The 14,912-nt window shown below is 42.1% G+C and carries 10 protein-coding genes, 1 other RNA gene and 1 pseudogene; 2 read left to right on the top strand and 10 right to left on the bottom strand.

Features of this window, described 5'->3' with window-relative positions; genetic code table 11:
- Window positions 1-2 precede the first annotated feature (2 nt).
- Entirely contained in the window at window positions 3-941 is a 939-nt protein-coding gene (locus NSQ73_RS31265) for an ABC transporter permease (RefSeq protein WP_340990036.1), read from the bottom strand.
- Window positions 942-1,194: 253 nt separating this feature from the next.
- On the opposite strand from NSQ73_RS31265, the gene NSQ73_RS31260 reads away from it, so the two are divergent.
- Complete coding sequence (locus NSQ73_RS31260; protein WP_340990034.1) at window positions 1,195-3,522, top strand: helix-turn-helix transcriptional regulator; 2,328 nt, start codon at window positions 1,195-1,197, stop codon at window positions 3,520-3,522.
- A gap of 110 nt (window positions 3,523-3,632) precedes the next feature.
- On the opposite strand, the gene NSQ73_RS31255 is transcribed toward NSQ73_RS31260, so the two are convergent.
- From NSQ73_RS31255 to NSQ73_RS31235, 5 genes are all read right to left on the bottom strand, one after another.
- A complete protein-coding gene (locus NSQ73_RS31255; RefSeq protein ID WP_340990032.1) occupies window positions 3,633-4,550 on the bottom strand; it encodes a VOC family protein in 918 nt (305 codons plus the stop codon).
- 3 nt (window positions 4,551-4,553) lie between these two features.
- Window positions 4,554-4,982: a VOC family protein gene (locus tag NSQ73_RS31250; protein WP_340990713.1), complete on the bottom strand. Its 429-nt coding sequence runs from the start codon at window positions 4,980-4,982 to the stop codon at window positions 4,554-4,556.
- A 512-nt stretch (window positions 4,983-5,494) separates the two neighbouring features.
- Entirely contained in the window at window positions 5,495-5,881 is a 387-nt protein-coding gene (locus NSQ73_RS31245) for a retropepsin-like aspartic protease (RefSeq protein WP_340990031.1), read from the bottom strand.
- Window positions 5,878-6,135: a hypothetical protein gene (locus NSQ73_RS31240; protein ID WP_340990030.1), complete on the bottom strand. Its 258-nt coding sequence runs from the start codon at window positions 6,133-6,135 to the stop codon at window positions 5,878-5,880. Before NSQ73_RS31240 ends, NSQ73_RS31245 begins: the two co-directional genes overlap by 4 nt.
- Window positions 6,136-6,256: 121 nt before the next feature.
- Window positions 6,257-6,796 (bottom strand): DUF6155 family protein, encoded by a 540-nt coding sequence (locus tag NSQ73_RS31235; RefSeq protein ID WP_340990028.1) that lies wholly within the window; start codon window positions 6,794-6,796, stop codon window positions 6,257-6,259.
- Window positions 6,797-6,887: 91 nt separating this feature from the next.
- Between NSQ73_RS31235 and NSQ73_RS31230 the strand changes: the two genes are divergently transcribed.
- Window positions 6,888-9,320: a TOTE conflict system archaeo-eukaryotic primase domain-containing protein gene (locus tag NSQ73_RS31230; RefSeq protein ID WP_340990026.1), complete on the top strand. Its 2,433-nt coding sequence runs from the start codon at window positions 6,888-6,890 to the stop codon at window positions 9,318-9,320.
- Window positions 9,321-9,600: 280 nt separating this feature from the next.
- Here NSQ73_RS31230 and ssrA read toward each other — a convergent pair.
- From ssrA to NSQ73_RS31215, 4 genes and pseudogenes are all read right to left on the bottom strand, one after another.
- Window positions 9,601-9,986: a transfer-messenger RNA gene (ssrA, locus tag NSQ73_RS35025) on the bottom strand.
- Between the two features lie 9 nt (window positions 9,987-9,995).
- Window positions 9,996-10,754, bottom strand: a pseudogene (locus NSQ73_RS31225) (Rpn family recombination-promoting nuclease/putative transposase); the annotation flags it as partial.
- A 180-nt stretch (window positions 10,755-10,934) separates the two neighbouring features.
- Window positions 10,935-13,109 carry an ATP-dependent nuclease gene (locus NSQ73_RS31220; RefSeq protein WP_340990023.1) on the bottom strand — a complete coding sequence of 725 codons (2,175 nt, stop codon included), beginning with the start codon at window positions 13,107-13,109 and terminating at the stop codon, window positions 10,935-10,937.
- 28 nt (window positions 13,110-13,137) lie between these two features.
- Window positions 13,138-14,910: an ATP-dependent helicase gene (locus NSQ73_RS31215; protein WP_340990021.1), complete on the bottom strand. Its 1,773-nt coding sequence runs from the start codon at window positions 14,908-14,910 to the stop codon at window positions 13,138-13,140.
- Window positions 14,911-14,912 lie beyond the last annotated feature (2 nt).

Here is a 14,912-nt window from a genome sequence, read left to right as displayed (position 1 = left end):
TCCTAGAATAAAGCAGATTCTTTAGACACCCTTCGGGTTACCCAGTTGGCAGCAATGACGAATATCAGACCCATCACCGATTGGAACAGGCCGACTGCCGAAGACATGCCGAAGTCATGCAGCTGTCTCATGGAGCGGAAGACGAAGGTGTCAATGACATCGGTAGTCGGATAGAGCGATGAGTTGTCTCCAATGATGGCATAGATCATAGCAAAATCGCCATTGAAAATCTTGCCTACGGCCAATAAGGTCATGATCATGATGGTAGGAACGAGCAGCGGCAGCGTAATACGCATTACAATCTGCAGCTTGGATGCCCCGTCAATCCGGGCAGCCTCGTACAAATCCTCCGATATGCCTGTAATCGCGGCCAGAAAAATAATCGAAAGATAACCCGCACCTTGCCACACGCGGATAACGGTCAGAATATACGGCCAAAGCTTCGACTCAAACATCCAGTTGACCGGCTCCATACCGATATTTTGCAGCCAGTTATTGACCATCGGCTCTTCCCCGCCGAATAAGGATTGGACAATCATTCCTATCACAATCCAAGACATAAAATAAGGAAGAAAAATGAGAGACTGCGATATTCGTTTGAAATACTTATTGCGGATTTCGTTGAACATAAGCGCAATTAAAACGGCTGCGGCTGTAGTAAAGAAAATGAACAGTATGTTCAACACCAGCGTATTGCGCAGAATGGTCCAGAAATCACCTGAAGTAAAAAAGTAATCGAAATTTTTAAAACCGACCCAATCACTTCCTGTGATTCCCTTGGCGAAATTATAGTCTTTGAAGGCAATCATAATCCCGTATATGGGAAAATAACTGAACACTAGAAAAAACAACAACCCCGGCACGGCCATAACATAAAGAAATGGATTTCGGACAATATGCTTCAGTTTAGACTTTTTACTGGTGTTAATTGGGTATTGCATCTTTTTATATCCCCCCTTTCATCAAGACCGGCAATTGCATTAGCACGCCGTTATCTATGCCGTCACCTTATCAAGCCCTCACTGCTACGGCAATTCCGAAAAGCTCTAATCCTTCCTGCAAGCGCAGATTTACAAACTTCCCAAAAACAACACTATTGCGAAAACAAACGATTCTGAAGACGAAAATAATCGGTATGCTATAATAAATCTACAATTTATGAGCTCGGCAGTTATGATTACGGAGGTTCCAGCAATGAAATTCAGACGTCCACTCCTCGCATCGCTGAAGCAGCATCCTACTTATATGAAGCTTATTTTTTATTTCGTCAGTGCAAACGTACTGGTGCTGGGTATATCATTTGCGCTGCTCTATTGGCAGTCCTCCAAGACGCTTCTGGAAGAGATCGGCGATCATTCCGAATCCTTGCTGGTGAACAGCGCCCAGAACACCGCGCGGCTGATGGAATGGGCCCTGGAATTTAGCTTCTCCTCCAGTGATGACAGCGCCCTCAAGGTATATGCCCTTTCAGATCAGTACAGCGATTTTGAGACTTTTGAGGTATGGAGCCGGCTTATGGACATCAAGAACGCCAATCCGTCTATCGATTCGGTATACCTCATTAACGATTACACGAATACGGTTGTTGATTCCAGACTTGGATTGAATGATGCGGAAACTTTCTACGATCAGGATATTATTAAGCGTTTACAGGATCCGGTTACGGCGAATCATAGCGTGCTCATTCCCAGAACCTTGTCCCTGCCTCTTACCGGGAATACGCCCAAAGAGGTGATGACCATCATAAGATTTTACGAAAGAGGCAGTTCTATTTCCGCTTTCGTTATGAATGTAGATACAGATAATCTCATGACCCTGCTTCAGGACAATTCGAATGATGGCGACAGGTCAGTTGCGGTTCTGAATGACCGTGAGGAGACGGTTTTTAGCAGCACTTCCTTGAATCAGGAACAAACTGCGGAGCTCAGAAGCCACGTAATTAAGGGCGAGAGCGGATGGAAGCTCTTTCATCCCCGGGATCAGGGAGAACAGCTAATGGTTTACGCAGGCATCTCCATCAAAGGAATCCAGGATTGGACCTTTATCGAAACGATACCGAAGTCTGTCATTTTGGATAAAATTACGGTTCTTCGCAACACCAGCCTGATCTTGTTCATTGCCCTGTTCGCAGCCTCCTGGACCGTTATCGTGATGATCTCCAAACGGGTATACTCTCCCATTCAAGAACTGATTACCAGAGTAATGCGGCAGCATCAAGCGGAAAAGCCCGGTCTGGGATACAGCACATATGAACTTGACTACTTATCCAATGTGTTTATAGCCCAGCATAATCAGATTAACGAACTGACCGAACAATGGCGGCTTAATAAATTTTTGGGCAGAGAGAGGTTTTTACGGGATTTTCTGGGGGAGACTTACCATTCAGCAGAGGAGATAGGTTCTCAATTTCTGGAGTGGGGCATTGACCTGCCGGTAGATCAGCTGTCGGTGGCCATCTTCCGGATTGACCACTTCTCGGAATTCTCGGAGACCTACCCGGAGAAGGACCGGCGTCTGCTCCGGTTCGCCATGTCCAATATTATTCAAGAGTCGCTGCAATCGTCCAAGCACAAGCTGCAAACGGTGGATATGGGTGACGATCACGTGGCCGTTGTCCTATCCGCCCCCTTGTCCGAAGAATATGCGAGGAAGCTGCAAGGCTCCCAACAGTTAATAGAGCAGTATTTGTCAGTTGGAACGACTGTCGCCTGGGGCAGGACGCTGCCCGGCCTGACCGACATGCATGAGATATATATGGAGACATATGAACTGACGCAGGAACGGTTCAGGTTCGGACACAGATCGCTCATCGTGAAGGAATGGCTGCCCGATGCGCCAGGAGAACTGTACCATCTGCCTGCGAACAAAGAGCGGCAGATCGCTCAGGCTCTTCCCAAGGGGCATGCAGATACGGTTCTGGAAGTCATACGCTCAGCCGTAGTCAAGCTGCGGGAAATGCCCTATTTTGAATGTAAAATGTCATTGATTACCCTGTTTATGGATATACGCAGGCTCATGCAGGAACATTCCGCTCAGCCTCTGCCCAGTTCATGGGGGCTGACTTCTATTGAGAAACAGATTATTCAGCAGGAGACGATGGACAAGGTTGTGCCATGGATGGAAGCCTTGGTCACCAAGACACTCGAAGACATTGTAGCTGCCCGCGGGCTGTCCAAGAATGTGACCCTGATCGAGCAGGCGAACCGGTTCATTGAAGAACAATTAACCGATCCGAACTTGTCCGCAAAAATGCTCGCTGATCATTTGGGATTATCCGTTAATTATTTCCGCAGTTTATATAAAGCGGAGACAAACCAGTCCATTACGGACAAAATCTCGGAGAAGCGCCTAAGCTTCATCTGTCAGGAGCTCATTGCCTCCGACTCGCCGATTGAGCCCATCGTCCAAAATTTCGGATTTTCATCGCTTAACACGTTTTATTCCAGCTTCAAAAAGGTGTACGCAATGACACCGGCCCAATACCGGAAGAAGTATAGAGGTGGCAATAGCATGGAGAAATAAGAATGCAGCTGCGACAAAAAAGCGATGGGGTAACATCCCTCATCGCTTTTTTCACATTACTGAAGCAACACGTTAACAGCAAATCCCCTGGAAGAATAAGGGTTATGCACTCATTCGCCCTTATAAGCCTTATGCAATTCCGCAAGCTCAAATTTCTTCATCTTAAGAAACGCCTCTGTAACACGCGCAAGCTGCTCCGGCGTACCCTTCTCCATCATCTCGTCCATTTCGGCCGGAACAATCTGCCAGGACACGCCATACTTATCTGTCAGCCAGCCGCATTGCTCGGCTTCAGGAACCGCTGAAAGCTGCTCCCAATAGGAATCAATCTCCTCTTGCGAGTCGCATTTCACCATGAAGGAAATGGCTTCGTTGAAGCTGAATTTATGATCATGTGCACTATCCATTGCGGTGAACCACTGATTCTCCAGCATGAAGTCAGCGAACATAATCGTCCCCTCTTGATCAGGCTCCATTCCTGCAGGGTAACGGGCTATAAGTCCTTGCCGCGAATCTTTGAATATGGACAAATAGAAGGACATCGCCTCTTCTGCCTTGCCGCAGTTATTACCGATGAACATAAATGACGGTATGATAGCAGGCCGCTCTTCACCTTCCGGATTGGTAAGAATCAACTGCCATGAGACGCCATACTTGTCCTGAATCCAGCCATACCGCTCACTGAACGGATATTTATCGAGCGGCATCAAAGCCATGCCGCCATCGGATAATTTGTTCCACACCTCATCTAATTTCTCTGCTGCGTTCTTATCGCGTGAGGGATCAAAATTAACGAAAAAAGACACGGACGGATTCAGCTTAAAATACGGCCCTGCACTGATCGCCATAAACTTCTGCCCCCAAATTTCAAAAGAAACCTGATCGCAGTCGCCTGACGGTGTGTCATGAAGTGTTGTAACACTCGTAACTTTGGAGTCCGGGAACACAGAAGCGTAAAAATGGGCAGCTTCTACCGCCTCCTTGTCATACCATATATGCGGAACGATTCTCTGATTGATGTTTGCCACAAGTTATTCCTCCCCGGGGACATTCACTTGAAAAGTAACGCCGAACTTGTCCTTTACAATCCCATACAAAGGGCTCCAATCCGTCTTCTGCAGAGGCATGACCACTTGACCGCCGTCTTCCAGTGCAGCAAAAATCTCCCGTGCGTCTGCCTCTTCTTCAGGATGAATGGCAATCTGAACCGTATCCCCGTCCGCCTGATGCGACGTGCCCGGAAAAGTATCGGAGAACATGAGATCTGCATTACCGACCTTCAGATGCGCATGCATCACAAGCGTTTTCATCTCATCGGTCAGCGGATGCTCCGGATCTTCCGGCAGGTCTCCGAACGTCGTGATTGCGACTACTCTCCCGTGTAGCGCTTTTTCATAGAAACTAACCGCTTCCCTAGTGTTCCCATTAAAAACAAAATACGGATTCAAACTGATTGACATCATTCTTCATCCCCTCTGGAACAAGTTGGACAATCAGCTTTATTATACACCAAAATTGAAGGAAATATACGGTTTTTGCGAACGTATGGTCTTATTTTTATTTTGCTGAAAATATGAAATAAGAGTACCCATAAGGTACTCTCTGATCCGAACCGTGATGTACTCAAACTATAATTTGGATAGGCGATTCAGCTATTTGATCACTCTTTCATAGCGAAATTTGCTGGTTCAAGCATACATCAAGAATCCAAGGCCACGGACCGTAGCCCGCTTCTACCGGACAATACGGATCTGTCGAGGATAGAACTAACAGCGTCTTGTCCGCCACAGTTGAAATTCCTTCGTTAGACGACGTCTACAGTAGGAACACTGCAATCCGGGTGCGGAGGAAATAACATGAAAAAAGACACCCATCAAGGTGTCTTCACTGATACTCCAAATGAAGCCGAGGCGTGGACTTGCAGAGCCACAATTCGGCGGGGGTTGCTGCTGGAATTGTACGAGATAACCGTTTAGCAAACGTCAGTTTTCAATTGCATTTCTCCAGTGTCAATAACGGCCCTTGCGTGTTTCAAGAAGTTAAACCCAAGGATGCCGTCGATTTCCATGCCATAATCCATGTTTCCGATTTCAACTTGAAAATCCTTAAGCATTGCTTTATCGACTACTATCGTATCCAGACATTTGGTGTACACATACTCCACACCACCTACACCCCGTATAATATCAACGCTATCATTTCCTTCAGGAACCATACCAATCTCCTGTACAATATCCGCGTTCAGAAGCGTACTTGCAGAACCTGTATCAAGCAGCACCTTCTCAAGTTTTAACTCTCTCCCCCTAAACACAACCGTCATGCTTACGAAGGGAAGTCCATAGATTTCCGTTATGTTCATCTTGGCCCTCTGATCCCGACATATCTTTCTCGCGCTACAACCTCAGGACGGGAGGTGTGAAAGAAACAATACTCTCTGTGAGGGTCACCCTGGTGCAGTTCACTATACCGCTTCAATGCTTTGGTAGAATCCTCATAGGAGTCGATCACGGACATTTCTTCAATAAATCGCTGGCCTTCCTTAGAATAGGCCTTAGTCGCCTCAAGAACGACCCATTCATTAGGAAAACGCTCCTGAACTTCATCCCATCGCATCTTGGACACCTCCGGTTAAATAATTACTATTATTATAGCATATCAGGTATTAACTTCTAAACCAGAGTCAGACCTCCGCCCGATCTCTGGAGCTCTTTTATAAAGCGGTACTCCTTATACGCTACTTAAGGTCTTCATCCATGTGTCCTAAATAATCGCTATACAACTCCATCATCCCATCTCCGAACCCCCAGCCAATGCTCTGACTACTTCGCGTCAGTTCGTTGCATAGATCTACAAACTCTTCTTCTAATTGATTGTCCACAATATACTTTAAAGCCTGTTCAAATATACTTGAAATAGTACGATAGAATTTTTCATCATCTATGTCTCCATATGAAAGCGTAAAGTCTACTCCACATTCCACTGTAAAAATCATTAGCTCTGCAATTTGCCCCTTATTTGTTGAGACATTACTAAAGTCTTTTATTGCTTGCTTCATAATCTGGTATCGCAGAATCTCTCCCTTGTGGACGAATTCCTTCTCAATAATTTTCTTGTACTTGTCTAAGACTTCCTCACTATCAGGAAATAGTATTGAAAAATAGTGCTCCTGAATGATCGGATATATCTTGGTCATATTCAAGATTTCAGCCTCAAGCTCTTCCCTCGTTAGATTCTTTAAATGCTTTTTAATGGTTGAGTTACTTAATTTCAGCATTACTATGATCTCCTTAATCCGGTTATAATCCCCAATATTATTACTCAGCAACTTACAAGGTATAATATAAATAAAACGCGAGGACCAATCAATGGACAATATCGAGGACAAATATAACGCAGCTCTGGCTCATATTGAGGAACTTAAGCTGGAAGTCACCCGGTTGAGAGGTCTACTAGATGAAAATACAATAAGTACTAATGAACAAAAAAACACTTATTCCACCGCACTGGTAAACGAAAGCAAAGAGACTACTGTTGGAGAAACTAATGTTCACCAGTACTCCACCGTAGAGGATAAGCTCGCCCTGTATAAAAGTTATTTTCGCGGCAGAGACGATGTTTATCCGATTCGTTGGAGCAATAAACAAGGCAAGTCCGGGTATTCGCCCGCTTGCGCCAATGAATGGACTTCCGTTTGCGAGAAACCTAGAGTGAAATGCTCCGTTTGCAAACATCAGAACTTCCTGCCCCTTACAAGCGAAGTGCTGTCAGCCCATTTAGATGCAAGGCAAGACCGGACGATTGGTATCTATCCCATGCTGCAGGACGAGACCTGCTGGTTTTTGGCCATGGATTTTGACAAACACGATTGGAAGCAGGATGTTACTGCCGTGATGGAACTTTGTAAAAGCCATGAAATCCCCGCGCTCTTAGAGCGCTCGCATTCCGGCAATGGGGGGCATATCTGGATTTTCTTCAGTCGAAATATCGAGGCGGCTACAGCCAGAAGATTTGGAATGACCCTGCTGAGTCTTACCATGAACAACAGATATCAGATCGGCATGGAATCCTATGACCGCCTGTTTCCCAATCAGGATACACTGCCCAAAGGCGGATTCGGCAACCTCATTGCCCTTCCTCTTCAAGGCGGGCCGCGTAAACAGGGAAACAGTGTTTTTGTTGACGAGCGCTTTGAGCCCTATGCTGATCAATGGGGTATATTATCCGAACTTGGCAAGATGGGCGAAGACCAAGTAAAGCAATTTATATACACGCACGGGGAGCGTGGACTTTTTAGCAATGACAGAATTACTACGGGATCTGACCACGAAGGAGATGGATTATCCTTGTTACAAGAGAATCCAACTCAGATCGAAGAGGTTCTAACGGAACCTTTGCCTGCTGAAATACAGATTCTGCAATTGGATCGCCTTTATATCCTCAAGTCTGGACTTCCCTCAAGTGCAATTCATGCGCTGATCAAATTAGCTTCCTTCTCCAACCCTGATTTTTATAAAGCACAAGCGATGCGGCTCTCCACCTATGGTAAACCCCGGGTCATCTCATGCGCCGAGGATCTGGAGAATTACGTAGTACTGCCAAGGGGATGCTTGCCGGATTTGTTATCTTTTTTCGAGCAAAATCAGGTTAAGGTATCGCTTAAGGATCAACGTTCGTCTGGAACTTCTATCGAGGCAGAGTTCACCGGTACGCTGAGTACTCTTCAGGACACAGCAGCCAGAGCTATTCTAAGCCGGGATATAGGCGTTCTCTCAGCGGCAACCGCATTTGGCAAAACTGTCGTAGCAGCCAGCATTATCGCTTCAAGAAAGACAAATACCCTCATTCTGGTTCACCGACGGGAGCTTATGGAGCAATGGCAGGAACGTTTGCAAACCTTTCTTGAAGTTCCTAAACAAGCAATCGGTACGATTGGCGGCGGTAAAAATAAACGAACCGGCATCATCGACATTGCTGTCATTCAGAGCCTCAACTATAAAGGAAACGTTAAACCCTTCATAAGTGAATACGGCCAGGTGATTGTGGATGAATGTCACCACGTATCAGCCTACAGCTTCGAACAGGTTCTGCGGGAAGTCAAAGCAAAGTATGTATTTGGCTTAACAGCCACCCCTAAACGGCAGGACGGACAGGAAGCCATTGTACGGTTCCAGCTTGGACCTGTGCTATTAAAGGTGGATGCCAAAAGCCTAAGCAGCTCTAGAGGATTTTTATTAAGGGTGGTCCCCCGCTATACTCACTTTCAGATCAAGTCAGGGGAACAGGTTGCCGGAATTCAGGACATCTATCAGCAGCTTGTAGACAATGAGGAGCGTAACACGCTTATTTTTGACGATTTGCTAACCTGCTTGGATGAAGGACGCTCTCCACTGCTTCTGGTTGAACGGACCGCTCATGCTGAATATTTTGCAGAGAGATTACAGTCTTTTGCCAAAAACGTAATTGTGCTGAGAGGCGGAATGGGAAAAAAGCAAAGAGAAGCTCTACGCGCCCAAATTGCTTCTATTCCAGATGATCAAGAGCGTGTAGTTATCGCTACGGGTAAGCTAATCGGTGAAGGCTTCGATGACGCCAGACTGGACACCTTGTTCCTGGTCCATCCCATCTCCTGGACAGGCACCTTACAGCAATATGCTGGCCGCCTGCACCGGAGTCATGCGAATAAAGAAGAAGTGAAAATATATGATTATATTGACCTTCAGGTTCCAATGTTAATGGCGATGTTCAAGAAACGAGTGAAGGGATATCGTAAGATGGGGTATAGGGGGGCGGAGTTGTAGGAAAGTGCTTCAAAATAGAGTGGGCATGCTTAACTAGTTGTTTATATCCCAACAAAGAACGGCAGTTTAAGCTCCTGTCAATAGGAAAATTAATAACCGAATCACAAGACATCTACAAAAGATCAAACGGGAGCATCCGCTCATAGGATGCTCCTGTGTTTTTTCTTTCTCAAAGCATTGATCCCCTGCTTCGTTAACCTAGTAGCCTTCTATTATCAGCATAAAACAATCATTATAAATGAAAAAAGACAACTTAAGGGGTGTCTTTCACTGATACTCCATATGGAGCCGAGGGGAGCCCGCCCCCCTGTCCGAAGATAGCGGCACATAAGCTTCTACGAGTGTAGTTACAGTTTTGATGTCACCCGAGTATCGCCCCGTAACCGGCTATACGTTGGGTCAGCCTGATTGTCTTCTTCAGCTCACCGCAGGCGGAGATGAGACAGCGTATCCCACTACTTGTTAGCCCCTATCCCTGTCACATGGACGATGCAGAGTAGAAGCACGCGCACAGTTTCTTAGGCTGCGAAAGCGTAGTTGTTTTGTTGTTTGCCGTTTAATAGGCTTTAGCGTTGATGAAACTTCTATCACTAAACAGGCAACATATTAAAGCTTGATAGACTTGATTTCATCTTCTCTAAGCCCTGTCGCCTTCGCTACAGCTGCATAATCCATCCCCATTGCCAGCAAGTTGCGAGCCACTTGAAGCTTACCCTCAATAATCCCAGCAGACTTTGCCCCTTCAACCATGGACGCTTCATCATGCAAATACTTCTGTCTAGCCTCATACAATCGTCTAGCATCCGAATCCTGACTCAGATATTGCAGGGTATCCATAGCCTTTTCCAAACCTGGCTCATTCATCTTCAGCACCTCCCATTGTGATGTATCGGCACCCTTCAGAAACAGTAACCAATTGATCAGTCCGCCTTCAGACGGTACACTATGTTCATCTAGCTTCGGCAACTCTAAAAAATGCACCTCGATGTCATCAATTAACGATATTCCCGTCCGGTCTTCACGCAGATGGAATACATTATGATATTGCTCATTCTTCAGGAATGCATAGTTTAAAATGTTAATCGTCACACATTTTTTCAACTCTAGATATTTGTCACCTTCACTGAGTTGGCTGGCATACCGTTTACTCCAATAAAAGAGCGTGCGTTTCTCTATATCGTACTTATTAAACAACTGCATTTCTATATCAATTAGTTTACCTTCTGTGGTCTTGGCGTAAACATCAAAAATGGATTGTTTGTCGAGTGGATCATCTTTATCCGTATAGGGATTCATCAGGATGATCTCAATTAGCGGCGGCTCACCAGCTTCGGTGAAAATGCGGTTGAGAAACGCCAGCAGCACATCCTTATTGTTTTCGCTGCCAAATATCCGTTTGAATACGAAATCCACACGCGGGTCAAGCAAATCCATCGGCATCATCTCCATTCATTATTATTATATCATCTTTCAAGGAAACTGAGCTTTGAAGTAAATAACTAAAAATGAAAAAAGACACCAATTAAGGTGTCTTCACTGATACTCCATATGGAGCCGAGGGGCGACTGGTCAAATCCACAATATAAAAGAATAATACTCTCCGAAAATAAGTCGTTAATCTTTTATAATTGAAGCGATCTCATTTAACACCTCGTTTAAATTAGCCGGCCATTCCTTCATAGTAACAACCTGAGTTAGTAATTCTATATCCATCTTACTTTTGTTATAACGAATACCAAACTCTGAACACAATAAATCTATTACTTTATCCCCAGGAACTACGTCATATCTTCTTTCAGTCCAAATCTTAGAAAACTGCACAAGTTCATTTGGCAGGCTTTCTTCAAAAGCTGTGTAAGATAGAAGCAACTTATCCTCTACTAGCTTAGTTCCATCCTTAATCCATTCAGTTACTTTCTCTACCGTATCTAATTGAGCCTTTTTGTCAAAATGAACCGATGGGTATATTGGCTTTAAATATTTCCACGAAAGAAACAGTCTAACGGTTTCGGGATAAAGGAAGTCAATTATTTGCTCCATCTTTGCATTTATAACATCTTCTTCACTTGGAATATTTGTTCTTAGTCCTGCTACATTCATTTTCCTCTGAATAAACTTCAACAATATAGCAGGGGATAAGAAATAGTTTTCTACACACCTTTTTGGGAGTACTTTTATTATACTCGGCGCTGGATGGTTTTCAATTATTCTATTTATTTCTTCTTCAGTACGACTATCAGAATCAAGAATAAATATAGTTTTTAATCCATAATTATTAAAAATCTCAAGTGCGTAAACGTTAGCATAGTATTTATAATTGCCTACTCCTGTCATTCTAACAATTCCCACATCTGAATATGATAATAATGGATGGAATTTCTCTAGGTATGCTCTAATAATCTGCTCATCAGTAGGGCCTTCTACAAAAACAATAACCTTTGAAAGTAAAAGAGAACTCATATTTATGCCAAGTTCGTTTATGACTTCTGAAAGTTCATCATTTTTAAGAGGATTTATCTCAGTTGATTGATTTTTCTTAACAAGGAAAATGTTATTTGCTTCTGAAGAGTCTATAAATGCAGTAGAATGTGTAGTCATAAATATTTGAACTTCGTTAGATAAATTTACAAGGTATTTAAACATCTTTCTTTCCAGTTCAAAATGAAGATGAACTTCTGGTTCCTCAATAAGCAAAATTTCAGGTTTAGAAAATTCATAATCTAAAATTAATCTTAGAGATTCTCTAATGCCAGTTCCATTCATATCTACCAGGAAGTTATCAACATCAATCTCTGCACCCTCTGCAGTGTCACCCTTAAAGGCATCAACCTTAACGTTTAATAAATTTGCTACTATATTTTGCAATTGCTCTAATTGCTCAGTACCTCCACGTTTCATTTTTAGATCCAATAGACGTTCTGCGTCCTTCTTTTCAATAGGACTCTTCCGTTCAGATTCATGCAATATAACAACCTTCTCTAGTTGCTCCATTAACCATGTAACATGATTAGGAATTAATTTGGTTCTTCCTGAAAAGACTTCTAATTCATTTTCAGTTTGCGAATTAACAATTCTTTCTTTTTCTTGATGGTAATTATCTAATTCCTCCCGCACACGATTTCTAAATTCATGAATATCACCTGACGAATTAATTAAATCAAATACAATATCATTCCCACGTAGTCTTCCATAAGAAGGTCTTCTATCCTTTAATCTTGTAAAATCCTCTGAATTAATTTGAAGACCATCCTCAAGTTGTTTTTGCTTTGTTGTAAATTCTCTAATAAGCGTTTGTCTTTGTATTAGTTCATGTGCAACAGATGTCTCAATATGTAATAAATTTGTTTCATGGGGAGGCTGCAGAGAAAAAGGAGTAGAATTACTCAATGTTATCTTTTCAATATAAGAGTAATAATTATCTTCGTTACTGATACTAGAAGTGTAAATGTTGATATTCCTTAAACTTTTCATATTCTCAATCCCGGCCACCAGTTGTGGATACTCCCCCATCATTTTTCTAATAAATTCCTGATATATATCATCTTTTATTTCTAATGAACAAGCAATTTTAACAGGTCGAACTGTGCGTTCACAATAAAAGTCTCTTTTATCATACATTTTAACTATTAATTGCTTCTTTAAACTTTTCATAAATATATCAATTGATTTTAGAATATTTGATTTACCTGAGTTATTTTTACCGACAAAAATATTAATATTGGACAATTCATTCAAAACCAAGGCATCAACACTTCTAAAATTTTCAATTTTCAGTGCAGCTAAACGCAAATTATAGGCCCCCCGTTACTATTTTCTTCTACAGATAATCATCATAAGCAAACTCAACATTACTCAATTCCTTATTTATATTTTTATTATTTCTATTTTCTGCTATTAAGTGTAAATTTGTTTTTGCTCTTGAGCCAATTACATACAGTAAACGCTTTGAAGACATTTCAGCCTGCATAGGATTTCTAATGGAAGCATGGGGAACATAACCTTGCAATAATCCAAATGCAATTATCGTCTCGTATTCCTCTCCCTTTACCCCTTGGCAAGTATTCACGACTACTCCATTAGATTGCTGAAATGAACTTTTAAAATTATGCAATAGTCGATCTGTTGCATCAAAACCATTTCGAGCTAACCTTTCCTCTATACCTTTAAAAAACGAACTGTAATGATCATTTAGAAGTGTATGTGATAATAAATTTATCGAAACAAACTTTAATAAAGAATTAAAACAAGAATCAAGATATACCAACCCATCAATTTCATTCTTTAATGTCTTAGATGTTAGATTGCAGAAATCCAATAAAATTTTAGACGTTAACATCTCGTTATTGATGATTATGTCAGTAAAGCCAGTTATACTTTTCAAATCGTTTATGATATCATCTGCCCATCTCCTTCGAGAAATAAAAAGTGTTGGTGAAGGAGTTGTAAGGAATATTCTTGCCACTTTAAACCAAAAGTTATCGTAACTCTTCGGCAAAGGGGATAATCCAGGAGCATCAAATTTAATTCCTGGCATCATTGCCTTAAGACTTCTCGCCATTGATATTAGTAGCCACCATTGTGGAGCTATTACACAAATTTCGTTAGCAGGAATACCTCGTCTAATATTGCTTTTTATTATTTGGGCAATTGTTTCAACCAGATTAGATTCAGAGATACTATTATTAAATGTTACGACTGCTTTGCTGTTTGCATTTTTACCAATAGCCTGAATTTTAATGTTAGTCAGTTGAAAATTCTTATAGAAATCAATGACTCGTTGGGAAGATCTATAATTACCAGATAATTTAAGATGTTTAACAGGTAGCCCACCAATTTCCATAGAGATTTCTTCAACAGATTTGGCTACTCCACCTAATGTATCATAAATTGCTTGGTCTGGATCTCCAACCATAACAATATTAGTCTCACCGTTTCCGGTTTTGACAATAGAACCAATTATTCCATACTGCAACTCTGATGTATCTTGATATTCGTCAATACAAATAAGTTTGAAAAGACGGGACAATGATTTTGAGATTTGTGGACGTTCTTGCAATAAAGAGTATGATAAAAATAAAATAAGGTCAAAATCGATACACTTATTTTCTAGAAGCCAGTTATGGTACTGATTGGCTATATACTGCTTTATCGGTGTATTTTGTTTAGAAGACCCTTCTTTAGACCATTTAAGCGCTATGTTTTCATATCTCGGTAAGTTACTTTGCTCTTTTAATCCATTTAATATCTTTTCTTGTCTGAATTCATCCAAAACTGTAAAACCATTTTTTAATCTATCAATGTAAAGAGCATACGGCCTTAGAATCCATTCAAGACAAAATGCGTGTATTGTTCCTGTCCAAAGTTTCTCCATGTCAATATTCATTACATCTAATCTTTTCTGAATTTCTTCAGCTGCTCGATTCGTAAATGTCAGAGCAATAATCTTTCTTTTAACATCCTCTATCCGTTCAAGTTCATAAGATAATTTAGAGATCAATGCCCTCGTCTTTCCACTCCCAGGACAAGCTGTTACCACCAGATTGCCCTCTGATACCACCATTGCCTTTTGTTCAGGATTTAGGTTTATCATAT

The sequence above is a fragment of the Paenibacillus sp. FSL R10-2736 genome (assembly GCF_038000245.1).
GTDB classification, from domain to species: domain Bacteria; phylum Bacillota; class Bacilli; order Paenibacillales; family Paenibacillaceae; genus Paenibacillus_AQ; species Paenibacillus_AQ phytohabitans.
Note: the sequence above shows the minus strand (reverse complement) of the source record. Positions and strands in the feature narration are given on the sequence as shown.

Bases quoted from the DNA above. Each gene is read 5' to 3' on its own strand.
- NSQ73_RS31265 (WP_340990036.1), bottom strand. From the start codon at position 941: ATGCAATACCCAATTAACACCAGTAAAAAGTCTAAACTGAAGCATATT.
- NSQ73_RS31260 (WP_340990034.1), top strand. From the start codon at position 1,195: ATGAAATTCAGACGTCCACTCCTCGCATCGCTGAAGCAGCATCCTACT.
- NSQ73_RS31250 (WP_340990713.1), bottom strand. From the start codon at position 4,982: ATGTCAATCAGTTTGAATCCGTATTTTGTTTTTAATGGGAACACTAGG.
- NSQ73_RS31245 (WP_340990031.1), bottom strand. From the start codon at position 5,881: ATGAACATAACGGAAATCTATGGACTTCCCTTCGTAAGCATGACGGTT.
- NSQ73_RS31240 (WP_340990030.1), bottom strand. From the start codon at position 6,135: ATGCGATGGGATGAAGTTCAGGAGCGTTTTCCTAATGAATGGGTCGTT.
- NSQ73_RS31235 (WP_340990028.1), bottom strand. From the start codon at position 6,796: ATGCTGAAATTAAGTAACTCAACCATTAAAAAGCATTTAAAGAATCTA.
- NSQ73_RS31230 (WP_340990026.1), top strand. From the start codon at position 6,888: ATGGACAATATCGAGGACAAATATAACGCAGCTCTGGCTCATATTGAG.
- NSQ73_RS31215 (WP_340990021.1), bottom strand. From the start codon at position 14,910: ATGATAAACCTAAATCCTGAACAAAAGGCAATGGTGGTATCAGAGGGC.